The organism is Streptacidiphilus monticola, assembly GCF_042658505.1.
Classification (GTDB): Bacteria; Actinomycetota; Actinomycetes; order Streptomycetales; family Streptomycetaceae; genus Streptacidiphilus; species Streptacidiphilus monticola.
In genome coordinates this window covers 1-14,548 of record NZ_JBHSQJ010000102.1, presented here as the reverse complement: position 1 = coordinate 14,548, position 14,548 = coordinate 1, and the positions used below count along the sequence as shown (strand labels likewise).

Sequence of the window (14,548 nt, the reverse complement as noted above, 5' to 3'; positions counted from 1 at the left end):
GCCCCCCGCGCCGAGCGCGGTGCCGCCCGCACCGGAGGCCGAGGCCGAGCCCGCGGGGGCGGAGGGCGCCGACGAGGACTGGGGCGCGGTCGTGCCCGCGGCCGAGGACCCGCCCGAGGACGCGGACGAACCGCAGGCGGTGAGGGCGGCGGCGACGCCGAGGGCGCCGGTTCCGGCGAGGACGGTGCGACGGGTGGTCTCCATGAAGGCTCCTGACGGTCTGTGGGATCCGACGGTCCTTCTACGCCCTCCGCCCCGCCGCGGTTCAACGCGGCGCGATCCTCTTCGTCGCCGCCTCAGCGCAGCCGGATCAGCGCCTCCTGCATGACCGTGGCGATGAGCAGCCCGTCGCGCGTGTAGAAGTCGCCCTGGGCGAGTCCGCGTCCGTCCGCCGCGGAGGGGCTGCGCTGGACGAACAGCAGCCAGTCGTCGGCGCGGAAGGGGCGGTGGAACCACATGGCGTGGTCGAGTGAGGCCAGCACCAGCGGGGTCCGCTCGGTGCGCTCGGCCCGCGGGGGCTGCAGGTGCAGGGCGGCGGTGGAGGCGAGGGTGAGGTCGGAGAGGTAGGCCAGCGCGCAGACCTGGAGCAGGGGTTCGTCCGCGGGCAGCTGGGTGGCGGACTTGACCCACACGTACTGCCTGCTGGCGCCCAGCTCGTCGACCGGGAGCCCGGGGCTGGCGGTCGGCACGATGCGCATGTCCAGGGTCCGCTGGGCGGTGGTGGCCCAGTAGCTCTCCGGGTCCTGGGCGGACCAGGCGGCGTAGGGGGCGGGCAGGCCCTCGGGGCCGGGCAGCTCCGGCATGGACTGCTGGCGCTCGATCCGCTCGTCCGGCTCCGGCCGCTTGAAGGAGGCGGACAGGCTGAAGACGATCTCGCCGCGCTGGATCGCGGTGACCCGCCGGGTGCTGTAGCTCCGGCCGTCCCGCAGCCGCTCCACCTGGTAGAGCAGGGGGCGGCGCGGGTCGCCGGGGCGCATGAAGTAGCTGTGCAGCGAGTGCACATGGCGGTCCGGGGCGACGGTCCGCCCGGCCGCGACCAGTGCCTGGGCGGCGACCTGGCCGCCGAAGGCGCGCAGCGGCGCTCCGGCGTGGCACCAGCCGCGGAACAGGTTGAGCTCGATCTCGTCGAGATGGAGGAGATCGGCGAAGTCCTTGATCGCGACGGGCTGCGGGGTCTGATCGGTCACCTGCACATGGTTGCAGACGTCACCGGTGGCCGGCACAGGGGACTTCCCCGCCGTCCGCGGTAGGGGCATTCTTGATCGACATGACGGAGTTCTCGTGGGAGAAGGAGGCGCGGCTCTACGACGAGACGCGCGGCGGGGAGCCCAGGGCCGAGCGGGCGGCGGCCGCGATCGAGGAGCTGCTGCCCGACGGGGTCAAGGACCTGCTCGACGTCGGCGGCGGGACCGGGATCATCAGCCGCAGGCTCGCCGCCGTCCCCGGCCGCCGGGTCGTGGTCGCCGACCGCTCCCCCGGGATGCTCGCGCTCGGAGCGCAGCGGCTCCCGGGCCGCGCGGTGCTCGCCGACGCCGGGCGGCTGCCGTTCCGCGACGGCTGCTTCGACGCCGTCAGCTGCGTCTGGCTGCTCCACCTGGTCCCCGACTCCTCCCCGCTGCTGCGGGAGTTCGCCCGGGTCCTGCGTCCCGGCGGCGTGCTGGTGTGTACGGTCGACAAGGACGCGGCGCACGACGTGGGCAGCGATATCGACGAGGTGCTCGGAGACCTCCAGCCCCGCCTTGTGGACGGCACGGCCAACTCCGTCGCCGCCGAGGAGCAGGACCACCTGCCCCGCGTCCTCGCCACCGCCGCCGGGCTGGGCCTCGAGCCGGCCGGAGGGAGCCGGTTCCCGGCGCCGGGCCGCGGGCGGTCGCCCGCGCAGGTGGCGGAGAAGATCCGGCTGGGCCACTACCAGTTCTGGTCGCAGCGGCTGGCCCCGGAGGTGCGGGAGGACCTGCTCGCCCGGCTCGCCGGGCTGCCGGACCAGGACCGCAAGCGGCCCGACCCGGTGTTCACACTCCAGGCGCTGCGCCTTCGCTGACGGTCCGTCCGCTGTCGGCCAGCGGCTGCCGGACGTCCGGCGCCCCCGCGCGCGGCTGCGCGGCGACGGCACGCCACCACAGCCGCAACGCCGGCGGGGCCGCCGGTTCGAAGGGCACGCCGGGGCGCGGCACCGCGACCGTCACGCCCGCGGCGCGGGCGGCGGCGAGCGTGCGCTCGACCGGCTCCTCCCAGGGGTGCGGCGCCAGGTCGAAGGTGGCCCAGTGGACCGGCAGCAGCAGTTCGCCGCCCAGCTCCTGGTGGGCGTGGACGCCCTGTTCCGGCGTCAGGTGCACGTCGGGCCACCAGCGGCTGTACGCGCCGATCTGCATCAGGGTGGCGTCGAAGGGGCCGTACTGCGCGCCGATGGCCGAGAAGCCGGGGAACCAGCCGGTGTCGCCGCTGTGGTACAGCCGGTGCGCGGGACCGGCCACGACCCAGGAGGCCCAGAGCTGACAGGCGCTCAGCCGGGGCCCGCGGCTGCAGTAGTGACGGGCCGGCACCGCCGTCACCTCGAGGCCGGCCAGTTCGGCGGACTCGTGCCAGTCGAGCTCGGTGATCTGCCCGGCGGCCACCTGCCAGCGCTCCAGGTGCGCCCCGACGCCGAGGGGTACGGCGAACTGCGCGCCGGTGCGCGCCAGCTGACGCACCGTGGGCAGGTCGAGGTGGTCGTAGTGGTCGTGGGAGACGACGACGAGGTCGACCGGCCCCAGCTCGGCCAGGGGGATCGGGTTGGGGTGCAGCCGCCGCGGCCCGAAGGCGGCGAACGGGGAGCAGCGCTCACCCCACACCGGGTCGAACAGCACCCGCGAGGCGCCGATCTCCGCGAGGACGGTGGCATGGCCGAGCCAGGTGAGCCGCAGCCCGGTGGCGGGCGGCTGCGCCAGCTGCGCCGGGGTGAGCCGGTGCACCGGTACCGCCGCGACCGGGCGGCGGCGGTAGCGGTCGGGGCTGAGCGCGTCCCGGAGCAGACCGAGCGGGGCGCCGGGGGCGAACCGCCGGGTCGGCACCGGATTGCGCAGCGCACCGGCGGAGAACTGCGGCGAGCGCCGGACGCGGGCCAGTCGCTCGCCGGTGGGCCGGGCTCCGAAGGAGACCGGGGCCCGCAGCTGCGGGATACGGGAGAACCACGAGTCCGTCGACACCTTGGCAACATAACCCGCAGCTCAGGGACGTGCCCGGGGCTGTTGCTCCGGATGCGGTCCCGGAACCGGGGCGCCCGGTCCGGGACCTGAAGGTCCGGCGGAGCGGATCAGGCGTAGAAGCGGGTGATCGTCTCCGCGACGCAGTGCGGCTTGCCGCCGTCGCGGCCGCTGATGGTGAAGCGGACCACGGCCTGCAGCCCGCCGGGGACCTCCTCGGTCTCCACCAGCTCCGCGGTGGCCCGGACCTGGGAGCCGACCGGCACCGGCGATGGGAACCGCACCTTGTTGGAGCCGTAGTTGACGGCCATGCGGATGCCCTCGACCTGGTAGCACTGGACGGCGAGCACCGGGATCAGCGACAGGGTCAGGTAGCCGTGGGCGATGGTGCCGCCGAAGGGGCCCGACTTGGCGCGCTCGGGGTCGACGTGGATCCACTGGTGGTCACCGGTGGCCTCGGCGAAGAGGTCGACCTGGTGCTGGTCGATCGTGTGCCACTCGCTGGTGCCGAGTTCGGTCCCGACCGCGGCGGCGAGGTCGGCGAGGGATGCGTAGGTCGTCATGGTGCCGGAGGCTACCGCTACCGGTCGGTCACTTCGAGGTGACGGAACTCACGCGCCACCGGCGGTCCGGGCGAGACGCGGAGAAGAAGGGTTTCCCTGGTGAAGGACTCGGGAAGGCCACCCTCGCCAGGAGGGGGTGGTGTGGCTCGTGGACAGCGCGGTGGAGTTGGTGCTGCTGGGAGCGGAGTGCCCGGAGGAGCGGGCCTTCGCCGGGTCGTTGGGGGCGGCGGCAGGGGCGCAGCGCTTCGGTCGCGCCGTGGCGGCGGCCATGCTCGACGCCGGGCCCGGCCGCTGCCGGGTGACCGCCGTCGATCCCGCGGCCGACGCCAACGCCCTGCATGCCGCCCTCAAGCAGGCCGCGGGTCGGGGCGGGCGGCTGCTCGTCGTCTACCTCGCGGGTCAGCTCGCCTGGGATCCGCGGCGGCGGCGCCCGGTGGTGGTCACCGCGGGAAGCCTGCGCGAGAACGCGGCCTCACGCGGGCTGCCCTGCGAGTGGGTCGTCAGCGCGATGGCCCACAGCGGCCAGGCGGAACGCCTGCTGGTGCTGGACGCGGTGGCCGACTCGGCGGTCTGGCAGGACTGGCAGCCGGAGGAGCTGCGCCGGCAACTTCCCGCCTGGGGGCGCTTGGTGCGGCAGGAGTCCTCGCGTCGGGGGCGCGCGGAGAGCGGCGGGAGCGCGGGCGGTTTCGCAGCGCTCCTGGCCGACGCGCTGGAGCAGGGCGTTCCCGGCGCTCCGGCCGCGCTCGACCCGTACGCGCTCCAGCCCGCCCTCGACCGGGCCGACGCCCCCGGCGCGCGCTGGGTCGGACCGCCGCCGGAGAGCAGGCTGCTGCTGCGCAACCGTGCCGCGCTGCGAGGGGTGTTGGGGCCGCGGAGCCGTCCCGGGTTGCCCACGACTTGACATGATCACTATTAATTCCTGGCGTATTTTCGGCCAGACCGGGGACAGACCCCGCAAGGCGGAATAGTGTGCTGGTCAACGCCCCAAGGGTGACCCGAGCGGCGAGGGGGGATTTATGCAACGGGCCTACTCCGCAGGCAAGCTGACAGCCCGTCCGGTGTCCGCGCTCGGCGTGGCCGCCCTGCTGGCCGCGCTGCTGGCCGCGCTGCTGGCAGGCTGTGCCGACGGCACTTCCGGTGTGCAGACCCTCGACGGCCGGCCCAGCGCCGAGCCGACGCCCAGCCAGGCGGCCGTCGCCCCGGTGCAGGCGGTGGACGGCCGGGCCGCGCAACTCGTCCTGCGTGCCTACCAGGGCTACTGGGCCGCCCAGGTCAAGGCCTACGCCGCGGCCGACGCCCAGGGGGCCGGGCTCAGCACCTACGCCACCGGCGCCGCGCTGAGCGACAGTTACGCCAACGTGCTGCGACTGCACCGCAGCGGCCGGAGGATGACGGGCGCCCCCCGCAGCAGCCCGCGGGTCACCGCCACCGGCACCGACCGCGCCACCCTCACGGACTGCCTGGACGTCTCCGCGTGGAAGCAGACCGGGGCCGCGTCCGGCACCGCGCCGTCCCGGTACGTGGTGCAGGCCACCGCCCGCAGGCTGAACGGCGTCTGGCTGATCGACAGCGTCACCCGGCACACGGACCAGCCGTGTTGAGGCGGCGGTCGCGGAGCGCGGCGGCACTGCCGACGGTGGCGCTGCTGTTCGTGCTGTCGCTGTTCGGCGCCGCCCCGAGGGCTGGCGCGGACACCCCGCCGGTCGGGTCCTGCGACAACTCCTGGGTCTGCGTCACCGTGGGCACCGGCGCAAGTCCCGGCAGCAGCACAGGAGGTGGCGGCGGGAGCGGCGGGGGCGGCAACGCCTGCCGGTACGGCGGCCAGATCGTCCCCTGCTACCTCCCCGGCGTCGGCGTCCTCGACTCCTCCGACGGCTGCTACTACAGCGTCGCCCAACCCCAGCCGCCGGCGGGCGATCCGGCCTGGCAGGGCCATCCGGTCACCGACGGCGCCGTCTACATCCGCACCTGCCCGCTCCAGGGCGGCAACGGCGTCGCCGCGGTCTGGCGCGCCGCTCCACCGGACCCGGGGCCGAAGGTCACCCCCGGCGAACTGGCCCATCTCGCCGTCGCCAAGCTGAAGTTGCAGCCCTCGCAACCGGCCACCGCCCCCGACGCCGCGCACTCGGCGGTGGTCGGCGCGGACGTCTGGCTCTGGCTCAGGCAGACCCCGGACAGCTACGCCGACCGGGACCATCCGCTGACCGTCACGGCCGCCGTGCCGGGCCTGTCCGTCACCGCGCAGGTGTGGACGAGCGGCGTGGACTGGCAGATGGGCGACGGCGCAGTCGTCCACTGCGCGGGCGCGGGCACGCCCTACAGCGCCGACCAGGCGGCCAGGCCGTCACCTGACTGCGGCTACCGCTACACCCGCCCCTCGGCCGGCGTCCCCGGGCAGCAGTACCAGATCGACGCGACCGTCGCCTGGCATGTCCACTGGACCTCGAGTGACGGCGCGGCGGGCGACTTCGACATGGACCCGGTCCTGGGGCAGGCCACCGGGCTGACCGTCGAGGAGTTGCAGGTCCTCAACCACTGAGGACCACTGAGGACCACTGAGAAGCCGCTTGAAGCCACTGAGATCCACCGACCGCGTCAGCGTCCGACGTCGGGCCCGACCGGCCGGAGCGCCGCGACCAGGACCCGCACCCACGACCACGACCCGGATCCCCGACCACGACGACGATCCGCACCCCCGGCCACGACGACGATCCGCACCCACGACCGGCACCAGGGCAGGCACGACCAGGAGGCAGGAGCACGGTGGAGAAACCCGCGTCCCCCACGCTGACCGCAGCGCGCGCCGTGACCGGCGCGGCGCGCGTCCCGCAGCGGCGCAGGCGCAGACCGGCCGTGCTCGCGCTCGCCGTCGCCCTCGTCGCCTCCGGCGGACTCGGCGGCGCCGCGCTCTACCTGACGACGGGTCAGCGCGTCGCCGTGCTCGCCCTGGCCCGGGACGTCCCGGCCGGACAGCAGGTCGAGCCCGCCGACCTGGTCCAGGTCCGGATCTCCCTCGACCCCTCGCTCAAGGCGCTCTCCGCCGACAGCAAGGTCGTCGGCATGCGCGCCACCACCGACCTCAAGCAGGGAACGCTGCTGACAGCCAGTGAGCTGAGCAACGAGCCGCTGGTCGGGAACGGCGAGCAGGTCGTCGGCGTGGCCGCCAAGCGCAGCCAGCTGCCGGCCCGGCCGTTGACGGCGGGGACGTGGGTGGTGCTGGTCTACACGCCCTCGGCGGGCAACGGCGGTTCCTCCGGCGGTGGTTCGGGCGGCGGCAGCGCGGGCGCGCCCGCGCTCACGTCCATCACCGCGCGGGTCGTGGACCTCGGCGACGCGGCGACGGACGGTTCCCGCGTGGTGGACCTGGCGGTCCCTGCCGCGAAGGGGCAGGCCGTGGCCGACCTGGCCGCCGGCGGCGACTTCGCCCTGCTGCTGGCAGCGAGGAGCAGCGGATGACCTTGCTGGCGCTGTCCGGCGGCCCCGGCGCTCCGGGGGTGACCACCGCCGCCCTGGCCCTGCTGCTGGGCTGGCCGGTGCAGCCCGGGCGTCGGGTGCTGCTGGTGGAGTGCGACCCCGACGGCGGAGCCGTGCTGGCCGGCGCGCTGCAGGGGCAGGTGGAGGCCGACCGCGGCCTGCACCGGCTCGCGGTCGCCGACCGCCGGGGCCGGCTGGCGGAGTCGCTCGGCGAGCAGCTCGTCGACCTCGGGCCCGAGGGCGGCCCGGAGCGGCTGCTGCTGCCCGGCCTGACGGACCCGGCGCAGGCCGCGGCGCTCGCCTACACCTGGGAGCCGCTGGCCCGGGTCTGCCGCGAACTCGCCGACGGCGACTGCGACGTGATCGTGGATCTGGGCCGGGGCGGGGCCTTCGGCCCCTCCGCGGTGCTGGCCCGCCGGGCGGACGTGGTGCTGGCCGTCACCCGCTGCACGCTGCGCGGCATCAGCGCCACCCGCCCCCGCGCGGAGGCGCTGCGCGCCGACCTGGACGCCCGGGGGACCGGCTCGGACGCGCTGGGCCTGCTGCTGGTCCAGGAGGGCCCGTACGCGACGGCGGAGATCTCCCGGACGTTGAACCTCCCGGTGCTCGGCCTGCTGCCCCATGCCCCCCGTGAAGCCCGGATCCTCTCCGACGGCGGCGACCTGACGGACCGTCGCCTGCACCGCTCCGAGCTGCTCCGCTCGGCCCGCTCGGCGGCCGACCAGGTCCACCTCCTGGCTTCCCGCCGCCACACCCGCCTGGCACCCCCTCCGACCGCCCGCGGCCCGGTCCCCGCCCCGGTGCCCCCGCTGCCACGCTCCGCGCCGCATGCGACAGCCCCGGCGGTGCCCGGGATCGGTGTTGCTGACGCGGCGCCCCAGCTGGGTACGAGCGCCCGCTCGGATGCGGCGGCCCCGTCCGCGAGGAGGGAGGATGGCCGCTCGCCGGGCTCTGCCGCATCGGCTGCGTCGGTGGACTGGGCAGCCCCGAGTGCGCCTCTGCCGGGCACGAGCGCCCGCCCGGATGCGGCGGCCCCGTCCGCGTGGAGGGAGGATGGCCGCTCGCCGGGCTCTGCCGCATCGGCTGCGCCGGTGGACTGGGCAGCCCCGCGTGCGCCTCGGCCGGGCACGAGCGCTGGCCCGGATGCAGCCTCGCCTCCTGCGTGGGTGGTGGCCGACGGCCTGCCCGGATCCGCCACACCGGCTGAAGCCCCGGTCGCCCCGACGGCGTCGACGGCCCTGACAGTCCCAACTGCGCCCCTGCTGGGCACGGCTGCCAGTCCCGATGCGGTGGCCCCGTCCGCCTGGACTGCGGGCGGCCGCTCGCCCGGCTCCGCCGCAGCGGCTGCCGCCTCGGCAAGTGGGCAGCCGGGTGGTGCCGCGAGGCAAGCGTCGGCGTCGGACGCGGGGGTTTCCGTTCCGCCGACGGTGGCACAGCCGGGCCCGTTGCCGGAGTTCGGGTCGGAGGGCGGCTGGGCGTCCTGCGGGACCTCGCCCGGTGCACCGGGGCCCGGTGGTGCCTGGGAGGCGGACGATCGTCCTCTGCCCCCGCCGGGGTTCGGGGTCGGCGCTCCGCCCGATGACGGCACGTCAACTGCCGTGCCGGCCGGGTGGGACACGAGGCCCCAAGCACTCCCGCCCGTCCCCACGGGGGCGGGAGACCCGGCCGGGGCCGGAGGGTGGGCGGCCGGGGCGGCCGACTACCGCCTCGCGCCGCCGCCGGTGCCGAACCCCGCGCCGCCAGGGCAGTTCCCCGGTGAGGACCCCGCACGAGGGTTCACCGCCGCTGGGGCGCTGGGGCTGGCGTTGGACCGGGACGACGAGGGGGAGCTGCGCGATGGCCGTTGATGCCGACGTCGCACGGGAGTTGAAGCGCCAGGTCGCCGCCGACCTCTACGAGCAGGGCGCCGCCGCCGTGGACGAGGCCACGCGGCGTCAGCGCGGGCGCGCACTGATCGCGGACGCGGTGGCCCGGTGGTCCGACGCGTACGCCGTCGCGCACGGCGTCTCGCCCACCCGCGAGCAGGACCGCGAACTCGCCGACACCGTCTACGACCTGCTCTTCCGAGCAGGTCGGCTGCAGCCGTACCTGGACGACCCGGAGATCGAGAACATCCTCGTCAACGGCTGCGACGACGTCTGGGTCTCACGCGCGCACCAGCCCCTGCGTCAGGTCCCGCCGGTCGCCGACAGCGACGAGGAACTCGTCGAACTGCTGCAGGACCTGGCCCGTCGTCACGGCGGCGGCGAACGCAGCCTGTCCACCTCCAGCCCCACCCTCGCCCTCCGCCTGGAGGGCGGCATGCGGCTGCAGGCGCTGACCGGGGTCACTCCGCGCCCCTACGTGGCGATCCGCCGCCACCGCGTCGCCAAGGCGACGCTCGGCGACCTGGTCGCCATGGGCAGCGTGGACAGCACTCTCGCCGCCTTCCTCGCCTCCGCGATCCGCGCGCGCAAGAACGTGATGATCACGGGCACCCAGGGCGTCGGCAAGACGAGCCTGCTGCGCGCGATGGCCGCCGAGATCCCGCCCGAGGAGCGGATCGGCACCCTGGAGACGGAGTTCGAGCTCTGGCTGCACGAACTCGGCCAACTGCGCCAGGTGGTCCCCATGGAGGCGCGCGAGGGCAACGGCGAGCGCGTGGACGGCCGTGCCGCGGGCGAGTTGACGATCGGTGAACTGATCCCCGCCGCCCTGCGGATGACGCTGTCCCGGATCATCGTCGGCGAGGTGCGCTCGGCGGAGGTCGTCCCGATGCTGCGGGTGATGACGAACGGCGAGGGCGGCTCCATGTGCACCCTGCACGCCCGCACCCCGCACATGGTCGTGGACCGCATCGCCGAACTCTGCCTGGAGTACGGCTCGCAGATGACCGACGCCCTCGCCTACCGGCTGACGGCCAACGCGCTGGACTTCATCGTCCACGTCACGATGATCGACGAGACGCCGGTGGGCGGCCGCCGCCACCGCTTCGTCTCGCACGTCCTGGAGGTCGCCGGGCTCGGCGAGAGCGGGCGGCCCGCGCTGAACACGGTCTTCGGGCCGGCTCCCGACGGCAGCGAGCCCCGGGCCGTGCCGCAGACCCCGCCCGCCTGCCTGGACGACCTGCGCCGGGCGGGCTTCGACGCGGCGCTGCTCGGCAACCCCTACGGGACCTGGGGCGCTCCGCTGCACCTGCGGGTCCACGGCGGCGCTCCGGGCGGGCCCGCGGGCGGCGTTCCGGTGCCGCGAGGTGTCCCCGGCGCCGTGCCCGTGCGCAGGCAGGGAGGGTCGAGCCGATGACGGCGGCGCTGCTGCTCTCCGTGCTCTCCGGGGTCGCCCTCACCGGTGGCCTGGCCGCCTTCGTCGTGTTCCTGCGCGGCAGCGAGGCGCCGGAGGTTCCTGAGGGTCCGTCACGAGCCGCCCGCTGGGCGGCGGCGCACCGGGTCGAACTGGCCGTGTCGGCGGCGGGGGCCGCGCTGGTCTGGCTGCTGACCGGGGTCCCGCTCGGCGCCCTGCTGGTCCCCGCGCTGGTCTTCGGCGTCCCCTGGCTGGTCGCCGCGACCCGGCCGGACACCCGGAGGATCGACAAGTTGGAGGCGCTGTCCGAGTGGACCCAGCGGCTCGCGGACGTGCTGCTGCTCGGCGTCGGCCTGGAGCAGGCGATCACCGGCAGTCTGCGGACCGCGCCCGCCCACCTGGAGCGCGAGATCACGGACCTGGTGGGCCGGCTGCAGGCGCGCTGGACCCCGGCCGACGCGCTGCGCGCCTTCGGCGACGAACTGCACGACGCCACCGCGGACAAGCTGATCGCCGCCCTGCTGCTGCGGGCCGCCGACCGGGGGCCGGGGCTGGCCCGGGCGCTGACCGACCTGGCGGAGTCGGTGCGGGAGGAGGTCCGCCAGCGGCGCACCATCGAGGCCGACCGGGCCAAGCACCGGGCCACCGTGCGCTGGATGGTGCTGATCATCCTCGGCGTGGTCGTCGCCGGCCTGCTCAACCCCGGCTACACCGCCCCCTACCGCACTCCTTCGGGTGAACTCGTGCTTGCCGTTGCAGCGGGAGCCTTCGTCGGAATCGTCTGGTGGATGAGGAAGCTGGCGAGCCATCAGCCGGTGCCGCGCTTTCTCGAGCCCGACCGGCGCAGCCGCACCGGGAAGGCCGAGGCGGAGGAGACCGACGCGGGGGAGGCGCAGGAATGATCACGTGGCTGGTGCTGGTGGGCGGGCTGCTCGGCGGCGGGCTCGCCCTGCTCGCGTCCGAACTGCGGCCCGCACCACCGGAGTTGGCGAGCGCCTTGGACCGGCTGCACCGTCCCCCCGATGCGTCCGCGGCTGCCGCGGCGGACGCCGGGGCGGAGCGTCCGCTGGACCGGCTGGGGGCGCGGCTCGCGGTCCTGTCCTGGGTCCGGCTGCCCAAACGGCAGTTGGCCCTGGTGGGCCGGACGGCCAGCCGCTTCATGGCCTACAAGCTGGTCTTCGCCCTGATCGGCCTGGTCGCCGCGCCGTACACGGTGGTGATGGCCCGGCTGCTCGGCTGGCAGCTCGGCTGGACGCTGCCCGCGCTCGCCTCGCTGGCCTGCGCGGCGGCCTTCTGGTTCGTGCCGGACGTGCTGCTGCGCGGCGAGGCGAAGGAGGCCACGGCCGAGTACCTGCACAGCATCGCCGCCTACTACGAACTCGTCGCCCTGGAGCGGGCGTCCGACGCCGGGCCGGCCGAAGCCCTGCTGCGGGCGGCCTCGATCGGCCGCGGCACGGCCTTCCGGCGCATAGCCGCCGCCCTCGAGCGGGCGGTGCTGGACCGGCGGCCGCCGTGGGCGGGCCTGGACGACCTCGCCGAGGAGCTGGGGCTGCTGCCGCTGCAGGACCTCGCCGACATCATGCGTCTCTCCGGCAGCGACGGCGCCGCCGTCTACACCACGCTGCGGGCCCGCGCCCGCAACCTCCGGGCCGAACTGCTCACCGAGGAGCTGGCCCGCGCCAACGTCGACAGCGAGCGCATGGTCGTGCCCGGCTCGGTGCTCGTGACCCTGATGACCCTGCTGATCGCCTTTCCGGCGGTCTTCCAGATGTTCCACGGAGGTTGATGGAGATGACCGTGCTCGTGATGTTCGGCCACGTCGGCCATTTGGTCCGCCACCGGGCCTATCGCGCCCGCGCCGCCTTCCGTGAGGGCGACCGGGGAGCGCTCAGCATAGAGATGGCCCTGCTGGTGATCGCGCTGCTGTTCGCCGCCGGCCTGGTCGTGGTGGCCATCAAGACGCTGGTGCAGCAGCAGGCCGGCCAGATTCAGGCGCCCAACACGGGAACCGGCGGCGGTGGCAGCGGCAAGTGATCCGGCGGGTGGGTGCGCGGCCCGGGGGCGTACGGCTCGCCGCCGGGCCGCACGGAGGAGAACTGCGGGCACCGCGCGGAGGTGCAGCGCGCGCAGGAGCGGTGCCGGGCGGCGCGGGCGCGGCGGTCGACGGTGACCGGGGAGCCATGTCGCTCAGCCTGGCGATGGTCTTCCCGGCGGTGCTGCTGCTGGTGCTGCTGGTCGTCCAGGGATCGCTCGTCTGGTACGACCAGCAGGTCGCCGAGAGCGCGGCCCGGGAGGCCGGCGAGGCTGCCCGTGCCTACCAGGCTCCGGAGGGGGCGGGCCCGGCCGCCGCTAAGGCCTTCCTCGACCGAATCGGCGGCACGGGCACGCACCGGATGATCGACGTCACCCGGGACGGGGACCAGATGGTCGCCACGGTGTCCTTCACCGCCCGCTCACTGGTGCCCCTCTGGGGCGGCTACCAGGTCCGCGCCCAAGTCCGGCTGCCGGTCGAGCAGTTCGTTCCAGTGGGGCAGCCATGAGGCTCCGGGGGAGGCAGCGGCCGGAGGGGACCCAGCGGGCCAGGCAGGCCGAGCGGGTGCGGCGCCGGGACGGCGGCGGGATCGCCCTGGAGGCGGCGGTCCTGGTCCCGGCCCTGCTGCTGTTCCTGCTGTTCGTCCTCGCGGCCGGGCGGGTGCAGTCCAGCCGCGGCGTGGTGGACGAGGCGGCGCGCAGCGCCGCACGCGCCGCCTCGCTGAGCCGCACGCTGCAGCAGGCGCAGAACGCCGCCGACCAGGCGGTGGCACAGACATTGACGACAGAGGGGGTGTCATGCGAGGGACCGGTCACGGTGCCCGCACTCGATCCGGCGCACTTCGCGCCGGCGGGCGGCGAGATGGGCTGGGTCACGGTGCGGTTGGAGTGCCGGGTGCCTCTGCACGACCTGCTCTTCGCGGGTCTGCCCGGCTCGGTGCCGGTGACGGCGGAGTTCACCTCCGTGGTCGACAGCTACCGCCAGCGCTGAGCGCCCTCGCGGTGCGGCGTCTGACGGCCCGTCGCCCGTCGGCGCCCGGCCCGACGGCGCCCGGGCCGACAGCGCCCGGCCCGACGGTGCCCGGCCCGGCGGGACGTCGGTGGTCGGCGCTCGGGCCGGTGCTGCGCGTGTCGCCGGCGCCCGGGCCGGCGAGGCGTCGGACGCCGACGCTCGGAGCGGTGCGTCGGGACGAGGGCGCGCTGTCGCTGTTCGTCGCCGTGTGCGCGCTCACCCTGCTCGCGCTCAGCGGTCTGGTGCTGGACGGCGGCGGGCGGCTGCTGGCCATCGAGCGCGCCGACGCGGTGGCGCAGGAGGCCGCCCGGGCCGGAGGCCAGCAGATCGACCGGGGCCGGCTGCTGGCCGGCCAGGGCTATGTGCTCGACCACGGCGCGGCGACGAGCGCCGTCCACACCTACCTGGACCTGGTCGGCAACACCCAGGACGTGACCACCGAGGTCACGGACACCACCGTCTCCGTCCATCTCACCTCGACCTACCACACGCTGCTGCTCGGCCTGATCGGCATCGGTACGCTCGACGTGCAGGGCAGCGGCTCCGCCCAGGTCGTCCACGGCGTCACGGCTCCCAGGGGGAACTGATGCTGCGTCAACTGGTCTCCCTGCTCCGGGCTGCCGGAGCACTCGTCACACTGGCGGCACTGCTGCTGGGCCTGCCCGGAGTGCTCGCCCTCGGCACGATCGCCGTCGGCAGACAGGCACCGCCCGGTCCGCTGGGCGGCTTCTGGCAGATGCTGACCAGCCCGGACAACGGAAACCTCTTCCTGTGGGCGCTGGTCGTGGTCGGCTGGGCGGCGTGGGCGGCGTTCGCGCTGTCCGTCGTCGTCGAGATCCCGGCTCAGCTGCGCGGGCGCGTGCCGCGACGGCTGCCGGCGCTGGGGTGGAGCCAGCGCCTCGCCGGCGGACTCGTCGGCGCGGTGCTGGCCGTGCTGCCCTCGGCGGCGGGCGCTTTGGCGGCCACCCCGGCCGCCGTCCCGGCAGCGGTCGCGCCGCGGGCCGTCG

The 14,548-nt window shown here is 75.3% G+C and carries 16 protein-coding genes and 2 pseudogenes; 14 read left to right on the top strand and 4 right to left on the bottom strand.

Annotated features, from left to right (window positions below; translation table 11 throughout):
* Together ACFP3V_RS23395 and ACFP3V_RS23390 are read right to left on the bottom strand one after the other, a co-directional pair.
* Positions 1–204, bottom strand: a pseudogene (locus tag ACFP3V_RS23395) (hypothetical protein); the annotation flags it as partial.
* A 92-nt stretch (positions 205–296) separates the two neighbouring features.
* Positions 297–1,187 carry an acyl-CoA thioesterase gene (locus ACFP3V_RS23390; protein WP_380586798.1) on the bottom strand — a complete coding sequence of 297 codons (891 nt, stop codon included), beginning with the start codon at positions 1,185–1,187 and terminating at the stop codon, positions 297–299.
* Between the two features lie 80 nt (positions 1,188–1,267).
* Between ACFP3V_RS23390 and ACFP3V_RS23385 the strand changes: the two genes are divergently transcribed.
* Positions 1,268–2,041, top strand: a complete 774-nt coding sequence (locus ACFP3V_RS23385; RefSeq protein ID WP_380586795.1) for a class I SAM-dependent methyltransferase — start codon at positions 1,268–1,270, stop codon at positions 2,039–2,041.
* Here ACFP3V_RS23385 and ACFP3V_RS23380 read toward each other — a convergent pair.
* Together ACFP3V_RS23380 and ACFP3V_RS23375 are read right to left on the bottom strand one after the other, a co-directional pair.
* Entirely contained in the window at positions 2,013–3,185 is a 1,173-nt protein-coding gene (locus tag ACFP3V_RS23380; RefSeq protein ID WP_380586794.1) for an MBL fold metallo-hydrolase, read from the bottom strand. The two genes, ACFP3V_RS23385 and ACFP3V_RS23380, sit on opposite strands and share 29 nt — an antisense overlap.
* Before the next feature lie 107 nt (positions 3,186–3,292).
* On the bottom strand, positions 3,293–3,745 hold the full coding sequence (locus tag ACFP3V_RS23375) for a MaoC family dehydratase (RefSeq protein WP_380586792.1): 453 nt from the start codon (positions 3,743–3,745) through the stop codon (positions 3,293–3,295).
* 139 nt (positions 3,746–3,884) lie between these two features.
* Here ACFP3V_RS23375 and ACFP3V_RS23370 point away from each other — a divergent pair, with 139 nt between their 5' ends.
* The 13 genes and pseudogenes from ACFP3V_RS23370 to ACFP3V_RS23310 form a co-directional block, all read left to right on the top strand.
* Positions 3,885–4,646 carry a hypothetical protein gene (locus tag ACFP3V_RS23370; protein WP_380586790.1) on the top strand — a complete coding sequence of 254 codons (762 nt, stop codon included), beginning with the start codon at positions 3,885–3,887 and terminating at the stop codon, positions 4,644–4,646.
* A gap of 115 nt (positions 4,647–4,761) precedes the next feature.
* Positions 4,762–5,346 carry a hypothetical protein gene (locus ACFP3V_RS23365; protein ID WP_380586789.1) on the top strand — a complete coding sequence of 195 codons (585 nt, stop codon included), beginning with the start codon at positions 4,762–4,764 and terminating at the stop codon, positions 5,344–5,346.
* Positions 5,347–5,381: 35 nt separating this feature from the next.
* On the top strand, positions 5,382–6,284 hold the full coding sequence (locus tag ACFP3V_RS23360) for an ATP-binding protein (protein WP_380586787.1): 903 nt from the start codon (positions 5,382–5,384) through the stop codon (positions 6,282–6,284).
* A gap of 224 nt (positions 6,285–6,508) precedes the next feature.
* A complete protein-coding gene (locus ACFP3V_RS23355; protein ID WP_380586785.1) occupies positions 6,509–7,201 on the top strand; it encodes an SAF domain-containing protein in 693 nt (230 codons plus the stop codon).
* Positions 7,198–9,066: a hypothetical protein gene (locus tag ACFP3V_RS23350; RefSeq protein ID WP_380586783.1), complete on the top strand. Its 1,869-nt coding sequence runs from the start codon at positions 7,198–7,200 to the stop codon at positions 9,064–9,066. Before ACFP3V_RS23355 ends, ACFP3V_RS23350 begins: the two co-directional genes overlap by 4 nt.
* Positions 9,056–10,501, top strand: coding sequence for a CpaF family protein (locus ACFP3V_RS23345; RefSeq protein WP_380586780.1), 1,446 nt, complete (start codon positions 9,056–9,058; stop codon positions 10,499–10,501). Before ACFP3V_RS23350 ends, ACFP3V_RS23345 begins: the two co-directional genes overlap by 11 nt.
* On the top strand, positions 10,498–11,400 hold the full coding sequence (locus ACFP3V_RS23340; RefSeq protein ID WP_380586777.1) for a type II secretion system F family protein: 903 nt from the start codon (positions 10,498–10,500) through the stop codon (positions 11,398–11,400). The genes ACFP3V_RS23345 and ACFP3V_RS23340 overlap by 4 nt, the downstream gene beginning before the upstream one ends.
* Positions 11,397–12,284, top strand: a complete 888-nt coding sequence (locus ACFP3V_RS23335; protein ID WP_380586775.1) for a hypothetical protein — start codon at positions 11,397–11,399, stop codon at positions 12,282–12,284. Before ACFP3V_RS23340 ends, ACFP3V_RS23335 begins: the two co-directional genes overlap by 4 nt.
* 5 nt (positions 12,285–12,289) lie before the next feature.
* The gene (locus ACFP3V_RS23330; protein WP_380586772.1) at positions 12,290–12,532 is read left to right on the top strand and encodes a hypothetical protein; all 243 of its coding nucleotides are present in this window, start codon (positions 12,290–12,292) and stop codon (positions 12,530–12,532) included.
* Positions 12,533–12,678: 146 nt separating this feature from the next.
* A complete protein-coding gene (locus ACFP3V_RS23325; protein ID WP_380586770.1) occupies positions 12,679–13,038 on the top strand; it encodes a TadE/TadG family type IV pilus assembly protein in 360 nt (119 codons plus the stop codon).
* Positions 13,035–13,520 carry a TadE/TadG family type IV pilus assembly protein gene (locus ACFP3V_RS23320; RefSeq protein WP_380586767.1) on the top strand — a complete coding sequence of 162 codons (486 nt, stop codon included), beginning with the start codon at positions 13,035–13,037 and terminating at the stop codon, positions 13,518–13,520. Before ACFP3V_RS23325 ends, ACFP3V_RS23320 begins: the two co-directional genes overlap by 4 nt.
* A 188-nt stretch (positions 13,521–13,708) precedes the next feature.
* Entirely contained in the window at positions 13,709–14,128 is a 420-nt protein-coding gene (locus tag ACFP3V_RS23315; RefSeq protein ID WP_380586764.1) for a hypothetical protein, read from the top strand.
* Positions 14,128–14,548, top strand: a pseudogene (locus ACFP3V_RS23310) (hypothetical protein); the annotation flags it as partial. The gene ACFP3V_RS23315 and the pseudogene ACFP3V_RS23310, both read left to right, overlap by 1 nt.

Coding starts and splice junctions, on each gene's coding strand:
- ACFP3V_RS23325 (WP_380586770.1), top strand. CDS start 12,679: ATGTCGCTCAGCCTGGCGATGGTCTTCCCGGCGGTGCTGCTGCTGGTG.
- ACFP3V_RS23385 (WP_380586795.1), top strand. CDS start 1,268: ATGACGGAGTTCTCGTGGGAGAAGGAGGCGCGGCTCTACGACGAGACG.
- ACFP3V_RS23345 (WP_380586780.1), top strand. CDS start 9,056: ATGGCCGTTGATGCCGACGTCGCACGGGAGTTGAAGCGCCAGGTCGCC.
- ACFP3V_RS23350 (WP_380586783.1), top strand. CDS start 7,198: ATGACCTTGCTGGCGCTGTCCGGCGGCCCCGGCGCTCCGGGGGTGACC.
- ACFP3V_RS23330 (WP_380586772.1), top strand. CDS start 12,290: ATGACCGTGCTCGTGATGTTCGGCCACGTCGGCCATTTGGTCCGCCAC.
- ACFP3V_RS23365 (WP_380586789.1), top strand. CDS start 4,762: ATGCAACGGGCCTACTCCGCAGGCAAGCTGACAGCCCGTCCGGTGTCC.
- ACFP3V_RS23375 (WP_380586792.1), bottom strand. CDS start 3,745: ATGACGACCTACGCATCCCTCGCCGACCTCGCCGCCGCGGTCGGGACC.
- ACFP3V_RS23335 (WP_380586775.1), top strand. CDS start 11,397: ATGATCACGTGGCTGGTGCTGGTGGGCGGGCTGCTCGGCGGCGGGCTC.
- ACFP3V_RS23340 (WP_380586777.1), top strand. CDS start 10,498: ATGACGGCGGCGCTGCTGCTCTCCGTGCTCTCCGGGGTCGCCCTCACC.
- ACFP3V_RS23320 (WP_380586767.1), top strand. CDS start 13,035: ATGAGGCTCCGGGGGAGGCAGCGGCCGGAGGGGACCCAGCGGGCCAGG.